The sequence below is a fragment of the Pseudomonas nitroreducens genome, assembly GCF_010994165.1.
Classification (GTDB): domain Bacteria; phylum Pseudomonadota; class Gammaproteobacteria; order Pseudomonadales; family Pseudomonadaceae; genus Pseudomonas; species Pseudomonas nitroreducens.
This window is the reverse complement of sequence record NZ_WMBX01000003.1, coordinates 351451-371366: the sequence shown is the minus strand read 5'-3', so window position 1 is coordinate 371366 and position 19916 is coordinate 351451. Positions and strand designations below refer to the sequence as shown.

General features: G+C 63.8%; 17 protein-coding genes. 12 read left to right on the top strand and 5 right to left on the bottom strand.

Going from position 1 to position 19916, the window contains the following annotated elements:
• Nucleotides 1–9 precede the first annotated feature (9 nt).
• A complete protein-coding gene (locus tag GJV37_RS15095) occupies nt 10–363 on the top strand; it encodes a PilZ domain-containing protein (protein WP_024763102.1) in 354 nt (117 codons plus the stop codon).
• A gap of 105 nt (nt 364–468) precedes the next feature.
• Here GJV37_RS15095 and clpB read toward each other — a convergent pair whose 3' ends face one another.
• The 3 genes from clpB to rluD form a co-directional block, all read right to left on the bottom strand.
• A complete protein-coding gene (gene clpB, locus GJV37_RS15090; protein ID WP_024763101.1) occupies nt 469–3033 on the bottom strand; it encodes an ATP-dependent chaperone ClpB in 2565 nt (854 codons plus the stop codon).
• Between the two features lie 275 nt (nt 3034–3308).
• Nucleotides 3309–4034, bottom strand: a complete 726-nt coding sequence (pgeF, locus tag GJV37_RS15085; RefSeq protein WP_170859273.1) for a peptidoglycan editing factor PgeF — start codon at nt 4032–4034, stop codon at nt 3309–3311.
• Nucleotides 4031–4990: a 23S rRNA pseudouridine(1911/1915/1917) synthase RluD gene (gene rluD, locus GJV37_RS15080; protein WP_024763099.1), complete on the bottom strand. Its 960-nt coding sequence runs from the start codon at nt 4988–4990 to the stop codon at nt 4031–4033. The genes pgeF and rluD overlap by 4 nt, the downstream gene beginning before the upstream one ends.
• 147 nt (nt 4991–5137) lie before the next feature.
• Here rluD and GJV37_RS15075 point away from each other — a divergent pair, with 147 nt between their 5' ends.
• The 4 genes from GJV37_RS15075 (at nt 5138) to GJV37_RS15060 (ending at nt 9493) form a co-directional block, all read left to right on the top strand.
• Nucleotides 5138–6163, top strand: a complete 1026-nt coding sequence (locus tag GJV37_RS15075) for an outer membrane protein assembly factor BamD (RefSeq protein ID WP_024763098.1) — start codon at nt 5138–5140, stop codon at nt 6161–6163.
• Nucleotides 6164–6318: 155 nt separating this feature from the next.
• A complete protein-coding gene (locus GJV37_RS15070) occupies nt 6319–6561 on the top strand; it encodes a PP0621 family protein (RefSeq protein WP_170859286.1) in 243 nt (80 codons plus the stop codon).
• Nucleotides 6551–8140 carry a sensor histidine kinase gene (locus GJV37_RS15065; RefSeq protein WP_170859272.1) on the top strand — a complete coding sequence of 530 codons (1590 nt, stop codon included), beginning with the start codon at nt 6551–6553 and terminating at the stop codon, nt 8138–8140. Before GJV37_RS15070 ends, GJV37_RS15065 begins: the two co-directional genes overlap by 11 nt.
• 15 nt (nt 8141–8155) lie before the next feature.
• Nucleotides 8156–9493 carry a sigma-54-dependent transcriptional regulator gene (locus GJV37_RS15060; protein ID WP_024763095.1) on the top strand — a complete coding sequence of 446 codons (1338 nt, stop codon included), beginning with the start codon at nt 8156–8158 and terminating at the stop codon, nt 9491–9493.
• A 15-nt stretch (nt 9494–9508) separates the two neighbouring features.
• Here GJV37_RS15060 and thiO read toward each other — a convergent pair whose 3' ends face one another.
• Complete coding sequence (thiO, locus tag GJV37_RS15055; protein WP_170859270.1) at nt 9509–10618, bottom strand: glycine oxidase ThiO; 1110 nt, start codon at nt 10616–10618, stop codon at nt 9509–9511.
• 194 nt (nt 10619–10812) lie between these two features.
• On the opposite strand from thiO, the gene GJV37_RS15050 reads away from it, so the two are divergent.
• From GJV37_RS15050 to GJV37_RS15020, 7 genes are all read left to right on the top strand, one after another.
• Nucleotides 10813–11325 carry a GspH/FimT family pseudopilin gene (locus GJV37_RS15050; protein WP_170859269.1) on the top strand — a complete coding sequence of 171 codons (513 nt, stop codon included), beginning with the start codon at nt 10813–10815 and terminating at the stop codon, nt 11323–11325.
• 151 nt (nt 11326–11476) lie between these two features.
• Nucleotides 11477–11977: a GspH/FimT family pseudopilin gene (locus GJV37_RS15045; RefSeq protein ID WP_170859285.1), complete on the top strand. Its 501-nt coding sequence runs from the start codon at nt 11477–11479 to the stop codon at nt 11975–11977.
• A complete protein-coding gene (gene pilV, locus GJV37_RS15040) occupies nt 11974–12447 on the top strand; it encodes a type IV pilus modification protein PilV (RefSeq protein ID WP_170859268.1) in 474 nt (157 codons plus the stop codon). Before GJV37_RS15045 ends, pilV begins: the two co-directional genes overlap by 4 nt.
• Nucleotides 12444–13121 (top strand): PilW family protein, encoded by a 678-nt coding sequence (locus GJV37_RS15035; protein ID WP_276511416.1) that lies wholly within the window; start codon nt 12444–12446, stop codon nt 13119–13121. The genes pilV and GJV37_RS15035 overlap by 4 nt, the downstream gene beginning before the upstream one ends.
• Nucleotides 13118–13594 (top strand): PilX N-terminal domain-containing pilus assembly protein, encoded by a 477-nt coding sequence (locus GJV37_RS15030; protein ID WP_170859266.1) that lies wholly within the window; start codon nt 13118–13120, stop codon nt 13592–13594. The genes GJV37_RS15035 and GJV37_RS15030 overlap by 4 nt, the downstream gene beginning before the upstream one ends.
• 11 nt (nt 13595–13605) lie before the next feature.
• On the top strand, nt 13606–18393 hold the full coding sequence (locus tag GJV37_RS15025) for a pilus assembly protein PilY (RefSeq protein WP_170859265.1): 4788 nt from the start codon (nt 13606–13608) through the stop codon (nt 18391–18393).
• A gap of 23 nt (nt 18394–18416) precedes the next feature.
• Nucleotides 18417–18839 (top strand): type IV pilin protein, encoded by a 423-nt coding sequence (locus tag GJV37_RS15020; protein ID WP_170859264.1) that lies wholly within the window; start codon nt 18417–18419, stop codon nt 18837–18839.
• Nucleotides 18840–18894: 55 nt separating this feature from the next.
• On the opposite strand, the gene ispH is transcribed toward GJV37_RS15020, so the two are convergent.
• Nucleotides 18895–19839: a 4-hydroxy-3-methylbut-2-enyl diphosphate reductase gene (gene ispH, locus GJV37_RS15015; RefSeq protein ID WP_170859263.1), complete on the bottom strand. Its 945-nt coding sequence runs from the start codon at nt 19837–19839 to the stop codon at nt 18895–18897.
• Between the last annotated feature and the right edge of the window lie 77 nt (nt 19840–19916).

Genomic DNA, 19916 nt, shown 5'->3' with positions numbered 1-19916 from the left:
AAGCAGTCGATGGGAGAGCGTCGCCAGCACAGCCGGCAGCAGACCGGGCTGACCGTGGAAGTCTTCGACCGCCATACCGGGCGCAGCCTGGGTCGACTCGCCGACCTCTCTGCCGAGGGGTTCATGCTCTGTGGCGTGGACGTCCCGGAGGCTGATTCCGTCTGGGATTGCCAGCTCGTGCCGGCCCCGCCGCTGGACGAGATAGGCGAAATCCATCTGGGCGCGGACTGCCTGTGGAGCCGTGCCGGCGCCGATGGCCAACTGGGCTGGGCGGGTTTCCATATCATCGATATCGCCGAGGACCAGGCCGAACTGGTCGAGCAACTGCTCACCCTGCTCGGCGGTTCCCGCAAGACCATCTGATCGCCCCTCTGGCGGCAAGCCAAAAGCACAGGCGCAAGCGAAGGCCTTTTCCCCTGGCGCAGAAAAAAGCCCGCCGATGGGCGGGCTTTTTTCGTGGAGCGGTGATCAGGAGAAGACGATCTCGTCGTTCTCGACCTTGGCGTGAATCTTCGCGCCAGGGTTGAACCTGCCGGCCAGGATCAACTGCGCCAACGGGTTCTCGATCCAGCGCTGGATCGCACGCTTGAGCGGCCGCGCGCCGTACACCGGATCGAAGCCAACGGCGATAAGCTTGTCCATCGCCTCGTCGCTCAGCTCCAGGCTCAGCTCGCGCTCGGCCAGGCGCTTGCGCAAGCGGCCCATCTGAATCCGAGCGATGCCGGCGATCTGATCGCGGGCAAGCGGTTCGAAGACCACCACTTCGTCGATCCGGTTGATGAATTCCGGGCGGAAGTGCGCATTCACCGCGTCCATGACCGCAGCATGCTGAGCCTCACGGTCGCCGACCAGTTCCTGGATCTGCGCAGAGCCCAGATTCGAGGTCATCACCACCACGGTGTTGCGGAAGTCCACCGTACGGCCGTGGCTATCGGTCAGACGACCGTCTTCCAGCACCTGCAGCAGGACGTTGAAAACATCCGGATGGGCCTTCTCGACCTCGTCCAGCAGCACCACGGAGTAAGGCTTGCGGCGCACGGCTTCGGTCAGGTAGCCGCCCTCTTCATAGCCCACATAGCCCGGCGGTGCACCGATCAGGCGGGCCACGGAGTGTTTCTCCATGAACTCGGACATGTCGATACGCACCAGCGCTTCCTCGGTATCGAAGAGGAATTCGGCCAGGGCCTTGCACAGCTCGGTCTTGCCCACCCCGGTCGGGCCGAGGAAGAGGAACGAGCCGCTGGGGCGATTCGGATCCGCGAGGCCCGCACGGGAACGGCGCACGGCGTTGGAGACGGCCACCACAGCTTCGTGCTGGCCGATGACGCGTTTGTGCAGCTCGTCTTCCATGCGCAGCAGCTTCTCGCGCTCGCCTTCGAGCATCTTGGAGACCGGAATGCCGGTCCACTTGGCGACGACCTCGGCGATTTCCTCGTCGGTCACCTTGTTACGCAGCAGCTGCTTCTCGGTCTGGCCGTGCTGGTCGACCATCTGCAGGCTGCGTTCCAGGTCCGGAATGGTCTGGTACTGGATGCGCGCCATGGTTTCCAGGTCGCCCTTGCGCCGCGCGGTTTCCATTTCCTGCTTGGCCTGCTCGATCTTCTGCTGGATCTGCGCGGAACCCTGGACCTCGGCTTTCTCCGACTTCCAGATTTCCTCGAGGTCAGCGTACTCGCGCTCGAGCTTGGCGATGTCTTCTTCGAGCTTGGCGAGGCGCTTCTTGGTGGCCTCGTCATCCTCTTTTTTCAGTGCCTCGCGCTCGATCTTCAGCTGGATCAGGCGACGATCCAGGCGATCGAGTTCCTCCGGCTTGGAGTCGATCTCCATGCGGATGCGGCTCGCAGCCTCGTCGATCAGGTCGATGGCCTTGTCCGGCAGCTGGCGGTCGGTGATGTAGCGGTGGCTGAGCTTGGCCGCGGCGATGATCGCGCCGTCGGTGATGGTGACGCCGTGGTGCACCTCGTAGCGCTCTTTCAGGCCACGCAGGATGGCGATGGTGTCTTCCTCGCTCGGCTCATCCACCAGCACTTTCTGGAAGCGGCGCTCCAGGGCGGCGTCCTTCTCGATGTACTGGCGGTACTCGTCCAGGGTGGTGGCGCCGACGCAATGCAACTCGCCACGGGCCAGGGCTGGCTTGAGCATGTTGCCGGCGTCCATGGCGCCCTCTGCCTTGCCGGCGCCGACCATGGTGTGCAGTTCGTCGATGAACAGGATGATCCGGCCTTCCTGCTTGGACAGCTCGTTGAGTACCGCCTTCAGGCGCTCCTCGAACTCACCGCGGAACTTGGCGCCGGCGATCAGCGCGCCCATGTCCAGCGCCAGCAGGCGCTTGTCCTTCAGGCCGTCGGGGACTTCACCGTTGACGATGCGCTGGGCCAGGCCTTCGACGATGGCGGTCTTGCCGACGCCGGGCTCGCCAATCAGCACGGGGTTGTTCTTGGTGCGGCGCTGCAGGACCTGGATGGTCCGGCGGATTTCGTCGTCACGGCCGATCACCGGGTCGAGCTTGCCGTCCTCGGCGCGCTTGGTCATGTCGACGGTGTATTTGTCCAGCGCCTGGCGCGAGTCCTCGGCATTGGGGTCGTTCACCGCCTCGCCGCCGCGCAGGTTGACCACGGCGTTTTCCAGGGCCTTCTTGGAGACGCCCTGGCTGGTCAACAACTTGCCCAGCTTGGTGCTGTCGTCCATGGCGGCCAGCAGCACGAGCTCACTGGAGATAAACTGGTCGCCCTTCTGCTGGGCCAGGCGATCCGCCTGATTGAGCAGGCGCGCCAGGTCCTGCGACAGGTTCACGTCGCCGGTGGGATTCTGGATCTTCGGCAGCGTGTCCATCTCTTTATTGAGCGAGGCGCGCAGCGCGGGAATGTCGAAGCCTACCTGCATCAGCAGGGGCTTGATGGAGCCGCCCTGCTGCTCGATGAGCGCAGACAGCAGGTGCACCGGCTCGATGGCCGGGTGGTCATGTCCAACGGCCAGGGACTGGGCATCGGAGAGGGCAAGCTGGAGCTTGCTGGTCAAACGGTCGATTCGCATGAGGGTCGTCCTTCCTTTCAATAGCGGGCCGGAGCGATGAGTGCCCCTGATCACGACTAACCCGCCGGGATGCGAGATAGATAAGGACGATTTTGGTCGGTTCAAGCCATTTGGCCATGACACCCGTCAGTTCGTGCCTACAGAAAGGCCATAAGGAGCGGGTCTGCGAACCTGAACCACGGGAGAAACCTGTAGGAGCGGGCTTGCCTGCGAATCGCTTGTTGCCGTGTTGCCCGGCGACGTTCGCGAGCCAGCCCGCTCCTGCGAAAAGCAGATCAGCTCAGCCAGATCAGGCTCGCCAGGCGGCCGGTGCGGGAGCTGCGACGATAGGAATAGAACCGCTCGGTCTCGGTAAAGGTACAGAAATCACCACCGTAAACAGCCGTCACGCCTTTCGCCGCGAGGCGTATGCGCGCCAGCTCATAGATGTCCGCCATGAACTTGTCGGCCTTGGCGCCGAGCAGGAAGGCGCGCTCGGCCTCGGCATGCTCGGCCAGGAAGGCTTCGCGAACTTCCGCGCCGACTTCGAAGGCCTGCGGGCCGATGGAAGGGCCGAGCCAGACGAGCAGTTCTGTCGGCGCGACGCCCATGGCGTTCACGGTCGCCTCCAGCACGCCACCAGCCAGCCCGCGCCAACCGGCGTGGGCAGCACCAACCCGGGTACCAGCGCGGTCACAGAACAGCGCCGGCAGGCAGTCGGCGGTCATGATGGTACAGGCGATGCCTGGCGCAGCACTCCAACTGGCATCCGCAATGGCGACGGCGGACGGATCGGCCTCGACCACCTCGATGCCATGCACCTGGCTCAGCCAGGCCGGCTGGCAGCCCAGTTCGGCAGTCAGGCGACGGCGATTCTCGAAGACGGCCGCCGGCTCGTCACCGACATGGTCACCGAGGTTGAAGCTGTCGAAAGGCTCGACGCTGACGCCACCGGCACGGGTAGTCACGCAGGCGCGGACATTCTCCGGAGCCGGCCAGTCAGGCGTCAGCCAGGGCGTCATACGAAGGACTCGTTGTCCTGCCGCAGCAGGCTCAGCAGCCAGGTGAAATCGTCCGGCAGCGGCGATTCCCACTTCATGCGCACGCCGGTGGCCGGGTGGTCCAGCTCCAAGAAGCGCGCATGCAGGGCCTGGCGCGGGAAGTCGCGCAAGGACTCGACAAGGGTCGGGCTGGCACCCGGCGGAATGCGGAAGCGCCCGCCGTAGGTGGGATCGCCTACCAGCGGGTGGCCGATATGCGTCATATGGACGCGGATCTGGTGGGTACGGCCAGTTTCCAGCTTCACCCGGGTGTGGGTGTGCGCGCGGAAGCGCTCCAGCACGCGGTAATGGCTGATGGCGACCTTGCCGGTCTCGATCACCGCCATCTTCTGCCGTTGCACACCGTGACGACCGATGGGCGCGTCGACGGTGCCCCCGGCGACGATGACGCCGGTGACGATGGCTTCGTAGATGCGGCTGACCGAGCGCGCCTGCAATTGCGCGACGAGATTGGTGTGGGCCTCCAGGGTCTTGGCGACCACCATCAGGCCGGTAGTGTCCTTGTCCAGGCGGTGCACGATGCCGGCGCGCGGCACGTTGGCCAGGTGCGGCACGTGGTGCAGCAGCGCATTGAGCAAAGTGCCATCCTGGTGGCCCGCGGCGGGATGAACCACCAGGCCGGTCGGCTTGTCGATGACCAGGATGTGATCGTCTTCGTAGACGATGTCCAGCTCGATGTCCTGGGCGACCCATTCCCCCTGAGCCTCCAACTCGACATCCAGTTCCAGGCGCGAGCCGGCATGGACAATGTCGCGCGGGCGCAGCACGGCGCCGTCGACCTTAAGACGGCCGTCCTTGATCCAGCCAGCCAGGCGGGAACGGGAGTGGTCGGAGAAGAGCTGGGCGGCGACCTGGTCGAGACGCTGACCACCGAGGTCGAACGGCACTTCTGCCGCGAGTTGGATCATATTGGACATGACTGGACACGAAGGGCGCGCGGCCTTTTGGTTCGGCTGTGCGCTGTGGTTAAATACGGGGCCTTTGTCCCAGGGGTATCCCTGGGGCGCCAATCATAACAGACGGTTGCGGCCGCGACAGCCGACCGTCCAGGGACGCAAGCCGCCATGCAAGTGAAACACCTGCTGCTGATCGCCACCCTCGCCTTCGTTACCGCCTGCTCCTCCAAGGGCGAGAAGGTGGATGAGAACCTGAGCGAAAGCCAGCTGTACCAGCAGGCCCAGGAAGACCTCAATAACAAGAGCTACACCAACGCCGTCGCCAAGCTGAAGGCGCTGGAGTCCCGCTATCCCTTCGGCCGCTATGCCGAGCAGGCCCAGTTGGAACTGATCTACGCCAACTACAAGAACATGGAGCCCGAGGCCGCTCGCGCTTCCGCCGAGCGCTTCATCCGCCTGCACCCGCAGCACCCGAACGTCGACTACGCCTACTACCTCAAGGGCCTCGCCTCCTTCGACCAGGACCGCGGCCTGCTGGCGCGCTTCCTGCCGCTGGACATGACCAAGCGCGACCCGGGCGCCGCCCGCGACTCGTTCAATGAGTTCGCCCAACTCGTCAGCCGCTACCCCAACAGCCGCTACGCCCCGGACGCCAAGGCGCGCATGATCTACCTGCGCAACCTGCTGGCAGCCTACGAAGTGCACGTCGGCCACTACTACCTCAAGCGCCAGGCCTACGTCGCCGCCGCCAACCGCGGCCGCTACGTGGTCGAGAACTTCCAGGAAACCCCGGCCGTCGGCGATGGCCTGGCAATCATGGTCGAGGCCTACCAGCGTCTGGGCCTGAACGACCTGGCCGATTCCAGCCTGGAAACCCTGAAGGCGAACTACCCGGACAATCCCAGCCTCAAGGATGGCCAGTTCGTTCCGCGTGAAGACGAAGCCGACAACCGTTCCTGGCTGGCCAAGGCCACCCTGGGCCTGATCGAAACCAACGATGCCCCGCCGCACATGGAAACCCAGGCATCCAAGGACGTGATCAAGCAGTACGAGGACGCCGAACAGCAGATCCCCGCCGAGCTCAAGCCCGAGAACCAGAGCGACGTGGAAGAGGAACAGCACGAGTCCGAAGGCAACTCCGGCAGCAGCAACCGTTCCTGGTTCAGCTACATGACCTTCGGTATCTTCGACTGATACCGTCGGGTTCGACGAAAAAGGGAGGCTTACGCCTCCCTTTTTTCATCCTGAATAGATTCAAGGGTCTTTTACCCCTGATCGGCGGAGCGTACACGGGCTCACTGTGCGCCACCGCGAGGCTTGGATAAACTGCCGCTCTTTATGCACAAGGGATTGCCATGACCCGTCTGCTGTTCTGGATCGCCCTCTTCGCCTTCGGTTGGTGGCTGTGGCGCAAGGCCACCCGACCGGCGCGCCCCGTCGAGAAGCCCAAGGGCGACGACCCCGCCGCGCCGATGGTCCGCTGCGCACAGTGCGGCGTGCACGTGCCGCAGAGCCACGCCCTGCAGGACGAGAGCAAGTGGTACTGCAGCCGCGCGCACCTCGAACAGGACCGCACCGAACGTGGTCGCTGAAGGGATCTCCCTCACGGGCCAGGGCCTGCGGGTCCTGCGCCTGTACCACCTGTATCGCCTGACCATCGGCCTGGTGCTGGTACTGCTGATCTCCAGCAGCCTGGATGACGAATTGCTCAAGCTGGCCCACCCCGAGCTTTTCCATGTCGGCTGCTGGGTCTACCTGATCCTCAACATCCTGATCGCCGTGCTGATGCCGACACCGCGCCAGCTGCTGCCGCTGTTCATCCTGGCAGCGCTGGACATACTCCTGCTCAGCGCGCTGTTCTATACCGCCGGCGGCATCCCCAGTGGCATCGGCAACTTGATGGTGGTCGCCGTGGCCATTGCCAACATCCTGCTGCGCGGGCGCATCGGCCTGCTGATCGCCGCCATCGCCGCCATCAACCTGATCTACCTGACCTTCTACCTGAGCCTCAGCCAGGTCACCGCCCTCAACCACTACGTGCAGGCCGGCGGCCTGGGTGCCCTGAGCTTCGCCTCGGCCCTGCTGATCCAGGCCCTGGCTCGGCGCCAGCAGGTCGTCGAGAGCATTGCCGAGCAACGTGCCACTACGGTCGCCAACCTCGAAGAGCTCAACGCACTGATCCTGCAGCGCATGCGCACCGGCATCCTGGTATTGGGCGATCGCCACCGCGTGCTGCTGGCCAACCAGAGCGCCACTACGCTGCTGGGTGGCCACGACCTGCCCGGCCACTCGCTGGCCGAGTACAGCCCGCAGCTCGTCTCCAGCCTGCAGCAATGGCAGCAGAATCCCGCCCTGCGCCCGCCAAGCCTGCAACCTGCGGAGTCCGGCCCGACCGTACAGCCCAGCTTCATCCCCCTGCGCCGGGGCAACGAACAGCATATCCTGATGTTCCTCGAGGACATCTCGCAGATCGCCCAGCAGGCCCAGCAGCTCAAGCTCGCGGCGCTTGGCCGACTGACCGCCGGCATTGCCCATGAGATCCGCAACCCACTGGGCGCGATCAGCCATGCGGCGCAGTTGCTGCTGGAGTCCGAAGAACTGGACAAGCCCGACCGACGCCTGACGCAGATCATCCAGGACCAGTCGCGGCGCATGAACCTGGTCATCGAGAACGTCCTGCAGCTGTCGCGCCGACGCCAGTCCGAACCGCAGCTGCTCGATCTGAAATACTGGCTGCACCGCTATGCCGGCGAGTTGCGCGAGGGCCTGCGCGAGGGACAGCAGATCCACGTGGAGACCGGCCAGGGCACCGTGCAGACGCGCATGGACCCGCATCAGTTGACGCAGGTACTGACCAACCTCGTGCAGAATGGGTTACGGTACAGCACCCAGAAGAACGGCACCGGCCAGGTCTGGCTGCGCCTGTACCGCGACAGCGAGACTGACTTGCCCGTGCTGGAAGTGCTCGACGACGGCCCCGGCATCAGCGCCGAACAGCGGGGGAAACTGTTCGAGCCGTTCTTCACCACCGAAAGCAAGGGCACAGGCCTTGGCCTGTACATCTCCCGCGAGCTGTGCGAAAGCAATCAGGCTCGACTGGACTACAAGACGCGTGACGAAGGCGGCAGCTGCTTGCGCATCACCTTCGCCCACCCGCGCAAACAAAGCTAAGAAGACGCAAAGAACATGAGCCGTCAAAAAGCCCTGATCGTCGACGACGAACCCGACATTCGCGAGCTGCTGGAAATCACCCTCGGCCGCATGAAGCTGGACACCCGCAGCGCCCGCAACGTCAAGGAAGCCCGCGACTTCCTGGCCCGCGAGCCGTTCGACTTCTGCCTCACCGACATGCGCCTGCCCGACGGCACCGGCCTGGACCTGGTGCAATACATCCAGCAACGCCATCCTCAGATGCCGGTGGCGATGATCACCGCCTTCGGCAGCCTGGATACCGCGGTGCAGGCGCTCAAGGCCGGCGCCTTCGACTTCCTGACCAAGCCTGTGGACCTCGCCCGTCTGCGCGAGCTGGTGAACTCCGCCCTGCGCTTGCGCTCGCCGGAAGCCGAGGAAGCGCCGGTGGACAGCCGCCTGCTCGGCGACTCCCCACCCATGCGCACCCTGCGCAACCAGGTGGCCAAGCTGGCCCGCAGCCAGGCGCCGGTTTATATCAGCGGCGAATCCGGCAGCGGCAAGGAACTGGTGGCCCGGCTGATCCACGAGCAGGGCCCGCGGGAGGTACAGACCTTCGTGCCGGTCAACTGCGGCGCCATCCCGTCGGAGCTGATGGAAAGCGAGTTCTTCGGCCACAAGAAAGGCAGCTTCACCGGCGCCGTGGAAGACAAGCTGGGCCTGTTCCAGGCAGCGAACGGCGGCACCCTGTTCCTCGACGAGGTGGCCGACCTGCCGCTGCCGATGCAGGTCAAGCTGCTGCGCGTCATCCAGGAAAAGGCCGTGCGCGCCGTGGGGGGCCAGCAGGAGGTCGCGGTGGACGTGCGCATCCTCTGTGCGACGCACAAGGACCTGGCCGCCGAAGTGGCCGCCGGGCGCTTCCGTCAGGACCTCTACTATCGCCTGAACGTCATCGAGTTGCGGGTTCCGCCCCTGCGCGAGCGTCGTGAAGACATCCCGCTGCTGACCGATCGCGTACTCAAGCGCCTGGCCGGCGACAGCGGGCTGACAGCCGCCTCGGTCAGCGCAGACGCCCTGGAGAAGCTCAAGAGCTACCGCTTCCCGGGCAACGTGCGGGAGCTGGAGAACATGCTCGAGCGCGCCTACACGCTTTGCGAAGACGACGTTATCCAGCCCCACGACCTGCGTCTGGCCGAGACAGGTACCGCGGACGGCGGTGGCGAAGCCAGCCTGGCGCAGATCGACAACCTCGAGGACTACCTCGAGGACATCGAACGCAAGCTGATCATGCAGGCCCTGGAAGAGACGCGCTGGAACCGCACCGCGGCGGCGCAGCGCCTGGGCCTGACCTTCCGCTCCATGCGCTACCGCCTGAAGAAGCTGGGGATCGACTGATCCCCCCAGCCGCCCCTAGACGATGGGCGTCGCCACCAGGCGCCCTTCCGGCGCGTAAGGCGCCGCTTCGATGATCGGCGAGCGTTTCTGCATCAGGTCCGCCAGCAACTGGCAGGACGCCGGCGCCAGCACCAGGCCATTGCGATAGTGACCAGTGTTCAGCCACAGGCCCTGATGGCCGGGCACCTCGCCAATAAAGGGAATGCCCTGTGGCGAGCCCGGGCGCAGCCCGGCCCAGTGATTCACCGGCTCCCTGCCCGCCAGCGCGGGGATCAGCTCCTCTGCCGAGGCACGCAGGCTGCTCAAGGCCTCACCCGTCGGAGTCTTGTCGAAACCGGCATGCTCCAGCGTGCTGCCTACCAGGATGTGCCCATCGCGGCGCGGAATCGCGTAGCGACCTTTGGCCAGCACCATGCTGGAGAGGAAGTCCGGGGCGCAGCGGTAAAGGATCATCTGCCCCTTCACCGGCTCCACCGGCAGCTGCAGGCCCAGCTTCGCCAACAACTCGCCGCTCCAGGCACCGGCCGCCAGCACCACTGAATCGGCAATGAAATCGCCCTGCTCAGTGCACACGCCGTTCACGCGCTCGCCCTCGCGCAGGAAGCCGGTCACCTCGACCTGCTCGCGCACGCTGACATTTGGAAGTCGCAGCAGCGCCTCGCGCAGCGACTTGGCCAGGCGCGGATTGCGCACGTTGGCCACCCCGGACATGTACACGGCACGCTCGAAGCCCTGCCCCAGCACCGGAACGGCCTCATGCACAGCGCCGATGTCCACCTCCGCAAGTGGGCGGCCATGGGCCTTGGCCCAGGCCAGCGCCTCGGCCTGGTCATCGAGGTCCAGCCAGTAGAGGCCCGTGACATGTACTTCCGGGTCAAGCCCGGTATCGGTGAGCAGTCGGTCACCCAGCCGCGGGTAGAAGTCCTGCGACCAGTGGGCCAGGTTGGCGACCGCCGCACTGTAGCGCCACGGATAAAGCGGCGAGACGATGCCACCGCCAGCCCAGGACGCTTCACGCCCGGTCTCGCCCTTCTCCAGCAGCACCACCTCGGCACCTGCCTGCCCCAGAGTCCAGGCAGTCAGCATCCCGACTACCCCACCGCCCACCACGATCATGTCCGGCATACCACGCCCCACATCACAGGAAAATCAACGGCCCATCGCCGGCCGCACACTATACCGGGCCTGGTTCGTTGACGGAGCACGACGGAAGTCGATGCGGCATCGGACCGCTCCTACATCCTTCATCCAACTCGACCACAAGCGCCCGCCCGTTCGCGACCAATACTTCCCGCACCTCAACTGCCCGGAAGCGAACCATGACCAGGGAACGTGGCTTCACCCTTGTCGAACTGCTGTTCACCCTCGCGATACTCGCCATCGTACTGTCCGTCGCCGCTCCGTCCTTGAGCGAACTCCTGCGCGACCAGCGAGCGAGCGTCGCCACCCAGGAGCTGCGCAACACCCTGGACTTCGCCCGCGAATCGGCCGTGCACAGCGGACAATCGATCAGCATCGCTGCGACTCGTGCTGACTGGGCCGCCGGCTGGGAGGCCTTCGTCGATCCTGGCAATCGCGGCTCCCGCGACCCACAACAACCTCCGCTCGCCGCTCACGACGCCCTGAGCGGCATCAGCATCCGCACCGACAGCACTTCGCGCCGCTACATTCACTTCACCCCACGCGGTAACGCGATCCAGCCCAACGGTGCCTTTCACTCCGGCACGCTGACCCTCTGCGGCGAGGGCCGAACGAGCTATCGGATCGTGTTCAACAAGGCTGGGCGCATTCGCACCGAGCCTGGGAGTACCGAAGACTTCTGCCCTCGCTGACCGAGTTCTCAGCCCCTGAGCGACGGGGTTCACAGAACCTGGGCCCGCATGACCGAACGTCCCCCTAATACGAACGGTCATCCACAGAAAAAAGACATTTCCCACACGACTAGGCAGCATTGCTGCTATCGAAAATGTGAGGAATGCGCCTATGTCGCGCCCCAAGGAGCAAGCCGGGCTTACGCTGGTGGAACTGGTCACCGTGATCGCGATCATCGCGATCCTCGCCTCAATTGCCTTTCCGAGCTTCCAGCACACGCTCGCGAGCAACCGGGTGACGACCACGTCCAACAACCTGCTCGGTCTGCTGCAACTCGCCCGCAGCGAAGCGATGACCATGGGCAGAACGGTGACTGTCTGCCCCAGCACCGACCAGAGCACCTGTACTCAGGGTGCTACCTGGAACAACGGCATGATCGCCCTGCGTAACGGCAGCAGCACGCCGGTACGGGTAGTGCCGGATATCAGCAACGGTACCGCGATCAGCGCCAGCAGTGGATCGAACAGCGTCAGCAGCCTGACCTTCAATGCCAACGGCACCATCAGCTCCGCTACATCCTTCGGCATCTGCAACAGCAGCGGAAACGTTGCGCGGCAGATCAACGTCAACCTGCTCGGCCATGCCGCCATCGTAGCGGGGCAATGCCCATGAAACGCCAATCCTCCGGTTTCACCCTGCTCGAAGTGATGATCGCGATGATGATTCTCGCCATCGGCCTGCTCGGAATGGCCAGCCTGATGGTGACCAGCCTGCAGAACAACCAGAGCGCTTACGCCCGCGCTCAGGCCACCGTACTGGCTTACGACATCGTCGAGCGCATGCGCGCCAATCGCTCCAAAGCCGAGGCAGACAGCTCCCCTTACGCACTGGCCAGCGGCAGCCCGAGCGACGCCGCCAGGGACTGCCAGCAAAACGGCTGTACGCCTGCGCAGATGGCCGCCTGGGACATGGCGCAATGGTGGGCCGACCTGCAAAGCAGCATTCCCGGAGCAACCGCCACGGTCAAACAGATCTCCGGGCGCAGCTACGAAATCAATCTGAGCTGGCAGGAAACCTCACTGACCCACAACACCAACAACACGCCCGATACGCTGAACTACAAGCTGAGAACCGACCTATGACGTATGCGTATCGACAGCCCGCAGCACTTCGCCAGCGGGGCTTTTCGCTTGTCGAACTGATGGTGGCAATCGTCCTCGCCAGTCTACTGGTACTGGGCGTGACCCAGTTGTACTCGAACTCGGCAGCGACCGACCGCACCAACTCCGCCCTCGCTCGAGTTCAAGAGAGCGGCCGCACGGTACTGGAACTGATCCGCCAGGATACCTGGCGCGCCGGGTTCGAGGGCTGCGTCAACCCGCTCACACTGATCAAGGTCGGCAACATTACTTTCCCGGACGATGTGGTGCTCGCTCAATCAAACCCACTGGGCGTGACCCTGCGCTACGCCTCACGCGACAGCACGGCCACCAGCTTCCCGCAGAGGGACTGCGACAACTCTCAGTTGTATCTGCACGACGTCACCTATGCCAACTGCTCCGGCAGCCAGGGTGGCATCTGCGTCACCAGCAACGGCGGCACTGCCGCACAGCTCACCAGCGACGTGACCATCAGCGCCATTCGCTACGGCATTCCGAACAAGGCCGGCACTACGATCATCTGGCAGGCAAGCCCGACCCCGGACGATCTCAGCCGAGCGACCTCGCTCCAGGTGTCGGTTCGTGCGACCGATACCCAGCAGAACATCACCCGTGATTTCAGCACCACCGTCCAGATCAGGAACCGCTCGCAATGACTTCCCGCGAACCGCAACGAGGCATGGCCCTGCTGGTCAGCCTGATGCTTCTGCTGCTGTTGACGGTGATCGCCATCAGCGCCGCCAACATGTCCTCCTTACAACAGCGCATGGCGATCAACAGCCAGAACCAGAACGTCGCCTTCCAGGCGTCGGAGAGCGGTCTGGCGGCATGGATCGACAAATACGTGAAGACCGGCATCACGCTGGATACGCGCACGGCCCCCGCAACGCTGAAAGATGCGGACAACAACGTGGTAGCCAAATACGCCGTGTCCTCATCCGACCCGATCATCCTGCCTCCAGGTGCGGGCAGCTCCATCGGCACCGAAAACCCCGAGTTCCGCACCTACCCCATCACCAGCCTTGCTGTCGCCTGCGGCAGTGACGCCAATACCTGCACCCCCGCTACGGACAATGGGTATGCACGCGCGCGTCACATGCAAGGTTACGAACAACGTCGGGTCAAGTAACAGGAGCGCCCATGAACAGAATCCCGAAAATCCGCGCCCTGCTGACCGGTATGCTCGCCACCGGCCTGATGTCGTCGGCGACCCTGAGCTATGCCGACGACACTGAAATCTTCTTCGGCGGCCCGGCCATCGACAGCGGCATCCGTCCCAACGTGCTCTTCGTGCTGGATAACTCCGGCTCCATGGCCTGGCGGACCGACAGCAACGACAACCCTTCGGGCGGCCAGTCCTCACGGATGACCATCCTCAAGGGCGCTTTCTCCGACATCATCCAGAGCGTAAAAGGCATCAACGCCGGCGTGATGGTGCTGAACTCGCGTACCGAATACGACGGCACGCGCATGGTGTTTCCGGTGGAGAACATCGACGACATCATGCCCAGCTCGGTTACCCAGGTGGCCAACGCCCCTGAGCTGCTCGACAGCGTGGGTGACGGTACCGAACGCACCGACGTGAGCAGCGCACCGGTGCTGGACGACCCCAGCCTGGTGATGGGCTACGTGGGAGTCAATATCGACACTCCCGGGCTGAAGGATGTACCGCTCACCGGCTCCAACGCGTTCTTCAGCAGCACTACGTATAACACCGCACCGGCTGCGGCAGATTACGCCTGCAACGTCGCAGCGACCGCCAATCGCACGAACTGCAAAGCGGTCACCAGCATGAACGTACGCAACTCCACTGCGGGCATGACGGCATTGCTGCTGATCAAGGGTGTCAACTTGCCTCCGAATGCGACGATTCAGAGCGCCGTTCTGCAGTTGACCCCGACCAACAGCAACACCGGCACGCCGCCGCAACTGAGCATTCGCGCCCAGCGCAGCAAGACGCCTGCAGACCTCAACGACGATCAGAAACTTGGCAGCAACCGGACCTTCAGCGCCACTGCCTCCAGAATCACCGCAACCACCTGGCGAAATGGCACCAGCGTCCAGTTCAACATCTTGCCGCTGATCACCGACATCATGGCGACGAACCCGGTAGCCGACCCGATCGGTGACGTATTGCTGGCCTTCCGTGCCAGCCAGAACAACGACTACACCTTCTGCGCTTCGGGCTGCCCAACCGCTTCGGCGCCGCGCCTGATCATCAACTACACCACGCCGACCACCCAGACACAGACCCGTGTCGGCGCAATGCGCTTCGAGAACGTCTCGATTCCTCAGGGTGCCACCGTCACCTCGGCGCGCCTGGACTTCGTGCCGGCCTCATCCAGCAGCCAGGCCGTGACCTTCCAGGTCAAGGCGCAACTGAGCAACGACGCACCGGTACTGAGCACCGGCGAACACTTCGCCAACCGCACCAAGACCACTGCACTGACCAACTGGCAGGCGCCTGAATGGATCACCGAAAACCCGCCCGTGTATGTGAACGGCCCTGACGTCACCGGGCAGGTGCAGGAGGTCGTGAACCAGACAGGCTGGTGCGGCAACAACGCGATGGCCTTCTTCCTCACGCCAAGTTCAGGAACGGGTTCACGTACCGCCTACAGCTATGACGGCGGCGCCGGTCTGCAGCCGCGCCTGACCATTTCCTATACCGGTGGCGCCAACGGCTGCCTCAACCCGATCCTTGAAGCCCGTGTCACCGACCAGAAGAACGACGCCTACGAAAGCCGTACAGGCGGTATGAACCTGGCCGGTAACAGCCTCACGCTGAACCGCGCCTACGTCGGCGCGCGCTACGAGGGCCTGGCTCTCAACCGCAACGCCAACATCCTTGACGCCCGAGTGATCCTGACCCCGGCGTCCTCTTCCAACTCGCCCAACGCAACTACCACGATCAGTTTCGAAGCGGCGGACAACTCGGCGGCCTTCACCTCCGACACCAGCAACCTGAGCAACCGCAATCGCACCAGCACGGCGACTTGCGCCATCAACAATGACGGTGGTGGATGGACTGCCAATACTCCGTACATTTGCCGCGACGCAGCGATCAAGACCTCACTGCAATCGGTGGTCAACCGCAGCGGTTGGCAACCGGGTAACGCCGTCACTCTGCTGCTCAACCAGGGATCGGATACCAACCTGAGCGTACGCGCCTATGAGACCAACCCGTCGCAGTCGATCAAGCTGCGCATCAAGGTGGCCAACGGCGGGCTTGGGGTCAGCACCAACACCGTGCGCAACCACCTCGACGCCCTGGTGCAGAACATGACGGCCAAGGACGGTACTCCGATCGTGCCGACCTACCTTGAGGCTACACAGTATTTGCGGGGAGAACGCAGCGGTTTCAGCTCGCCTATGACCAGCGCCTGCCAGGCCACGCACATCGTGATACTCACCGACGGCCAGGCCAACAACAACACCAACGACGCCAAGAACGCGATTGGCAGCCTGATCGGCAAGAGTTGCACCGGCGATGCCAGCGACGATGGCGAACGCTGCGCACGGTCCCTGGCCGGCTGGCTGTCCGCCAATGACCAGTCCGCGTTCGACGGCGATAACTACTTCATCACCCACACCGTCGGTTTCGCCCTGGATGCCAGCGGCGGCACGGCCAGTACCAACATCAAGAATTTCCTGCGCGACGTAGCCAGCAACGGCAAGGGGTCGTTCTATACGGCCACCGACGCGGCCCAGCTATCGGCGGCATTCAACGCCATCATCCAGCAGGTATTGGCCACCGACACCACCTTCGTCAGCGTCAGCGCCCCGGTGAACTCCTTCAACCGCGCGGACAACAAGGACGAGCTGTACTACTCGCTGTTCAAACCCTCGGAAAACGACCGCTGGGCAGGCAACGTCAAGCGCTACCGCTTCGCCACGCCTAGCAACGGCGACACATCCATCGCGCAGATCGTCGACGCCGACGGCACTCCGGCTATCGATGCCAACACTGGCTTCTTCCGTAACACGGCACGCAGCTACTGGAGCAACCCGGCCGACGGCAATAACACAGCTGCCGGCGGCGCAGCGGCCCTGCTGACCGATCCGGCAAGCCGCAAGTTGTACACCTATACCGGCTCTACTCTGACGTCCGCTGTCACCCTGAGTACCGGCAACAACAACCTGCTCAGCACGGCAAATACCGCCTTGACTGCGGACATGCTCGGCGCGGCGGATGCTACCGAGCGCTCCAACCTGATCAACTACATCCGCGGCACCAACCCGGCGGACAGTACCGTTCGCAAAGCCATGGGTGACCCCCTGCACTCCTCGCCCCGCCTGGCGACCTGGGGTTGCAACACCAGCGTTGCCAGCGATGGCAGCTGCAGCGATGCAGACCAGAGCGTGGTGGTTTCCTCCAACGAAGGATACCTGCACGTCATCAACTCCAAGACCGGCGTCGAGCAGATGGCCTTCATGCCCAAGGCCCTGCTGGGCAACATCAAGGCGCTATACAACAATGCCCGCTCCACCAGCCAGAAGCCGCGCCCATATGGCCTCGACAACACCGTCACCCTGTGGGTCAACGACGCCAACAACAACGGCGTGATCTACGGCGGCAAGAACTTGCAGACCGGCGAAACGATCAGCGGCCTGAACGATGGCGAATTCGTCTATGCCTATGTGACCATGGGTCGCGGCGGTCGCGACATGTATGCCTTGGATATCACCGACCGGGCGGCACCTCGTTTGATGTGGCAGATCCTCGGTGGCACCACCAGTGGCTTCAGCAAGCTCGGCCAGACCTGGTCGGCCCCAGTGAAGACGCAGATCCAGGTGGGCACGGCCAGCGACAGCAATCCGCCCACGGATGTGCTGATCTTCGCTGGCGGCTATGACGTTGACCAGGACAACGCCAGCGTCCGCACTACCGACGATCAGGGCAATGCTCTATACATCGTCAATGCCAAGACCGGCGCACTGATCTGGTCGGCCAGCAACGACAGTTCGGCCACCAAGGTTCTGAGCAAGATGAACTACAGCATGCCGGGGCGCGTTCGGGTCCTCGACCTGCAGAAGAACACCCAGGGCGCACTGATCTCGGACAGCCAGCAACTGGCCGACCAGATCTTCGTCGGCGACCTGGGTGGCCAGGTCTGGCGCTTCTACATCAACAACGGCAGCAGTGGCACCAACCTGGTCACTCCCGGCGGCAACAGCGGCGACGGCGTCTTCGCCAACGTCGTCCCGGCCGATACCACCAGTGAAACGACCGCCGATCGCAAGGCCAAGCTGCGCCGCTTCTATAACGAAGTGGACGTCGCCCTGCTCAACGACAGCGGCACCCTGGCACTGGCGGTGAACGTTGGGTCCGGCTACCGCGGCCACCCGCTGGACAAGAATGCCCAGGACCGGTTCTACTCGTTCCGCACCCAGAACATCACCAAGCCAGCCAGCGGCAACGAAGGCACCATCACCGAGAGCGACCTGTACGACGCCACCGCGAACCTTGTGCAGAATGGCACCGACGACGAGAAAGCCGCTCAACTGGCATCGTTGAAGGCCGCCAAGGGCTGGTACATCAAGATGAACAGTCGGGATGGAGAAAAAGTCCTTACTCGCGCCGTGACCCTCAACGGCAAGTTGTTCTTCAACACCTACCAGCCCACGGCAGTCTCCAACTCCTGCCAGGCTGCCGTCGGGTTGAACCGCTCCTATGAGGTGAACATCCTCGACGCAACGCCGACCATCGTAGACAGCAGCGACCCATCGGACCGCTTCAAGAACAGCCTGGCCAACGGTGGCCTTGCACCCGACCCGGTAGTCTTCTGCCAGGGCTCCAGTTGCTACGTGAACGCCGCGGGCACCGGTTATTCGGTGACTGGCCAGAACGGCACCACCACTGGCCAGTTCAAGCGGATCCTGCTCGACAACGACCCCCGCTCGTTCTGGATCGACCAGACCCCATGAGCCCAATAGACCAGGTTGCAAGCATGCACAAGGAACAAGGATTCACGCTGATCGAACTGATGATCGTGGTCATCATCATCGGCGTACTCTCGGCGATCGCCTTCCCCAGCTACCAGAGCTATGTGAGGCGCGGCGCCTGTGAAGACGGCAAAGGTGTGCTCCTGGGCGCGGCCAACGTGATGGAGCGCTACCGTGCCCAGCACAACACCTATTCATCGGCGAAAGCGACGGACCTTGGGGTCTACCAGTCGGCTCCGGTGGACGGCACCAAGAAGAACTTCACCATCGCCCTTAGTGGCTTGAGCGATTCGGCATACACCTTGACTGCCAGCGTCACCGCAACGGGGGTGCTGGCGGGCAAGGGCACGCTGGTCCTCAACTCCTCCGGGGCCAAGTCAGGCACTGGCGCATTGACGAACGCATGGGGCAGTTGCAACGGCATCTAATCCACGCCCAATAAGAAACCCGCCTTCGCGGGTTTCTTATTGCTCGGAAAATGCCTTACAGCACCTTGACCCGCAACTCCTTGGGCATCGAGAAAGTAATGTTCTCCTCCCGCCCATCCAGCTCCACCTCAGGCTCTGCGCCCCAGTCGCGCAGTTGCTGGATCACGCCGCGCACCAGCACTTCCGGAGCCGAAGCGCCGGCGGTGATACCGATGCGCTGCACGCCATCGAACCACTCCTTCTGCATATCCTCCGCACCGTCGATCAGGTAACCGGGAGTGCCCATGCGCTCCGCCAGTTCGCGCAGGCGGTTGGAGTTGGAGCTGTTCGGGCTGCCGACCACCAGCACCAGGTCGCACTGGTCGGCCAGTTCCTTCACCGCGTCCTGGCGGTTCTGGGTGGCGTAGCAGATGTCGTTCTTGCGCGGGCCCTGGATGTGCGGAAATTTCGCGCGCAGGGCGTCGATCACCTTCGAGGTATCGTCCATCGAAAGGGTAGTCTGGGTGACGAAGTGCAGCGCCTCGGGGTCGCGCACTTCCAGCGCAGCGACGTCTTCTTCGTCTTCCACCAGGTAGATGGCGCCGCCGTTGGAGGCGTCGTACTGCCCCATCGTCCCTTCCACTTCCGGATGGCCTTCGTGGCCGATCAGGATGCACTCGTGGCCGTCGCGGCTGTAGCGCACGACCTCCATGTGCACCTTGGTCACCAGCGGGCAGGTGGCGTCGAAGACTTTCAGGCCGCGGTTCTCAGCCTCCTTGCGCACGGCCTGGGAAACGCCGTGGGCGCTGAAGATGACGATGGTGTCGTCCGGCACCTGGTCGAGCTCCTCGACGAACACGGCGCCGCGGTTGCGCAGGTTCTCCACCACGAACTTGTTGTGCACCACTTCATGGCGCACGTAGATCGGCGGGCCGAAGACGTCGAGGGCGCGGTTGACGATCTCGATCGCCCGGTCGACGCCGGCACAGAAGCCGCGGGGATTGGCGAGTTTGATTTGCATGGTGGCCTCGGGTGCTACGCAAGCCGGCCCGCGAGGGGCCGGTAGGAATACTTCGCCTGGCGCGAAACGGCCCGCTG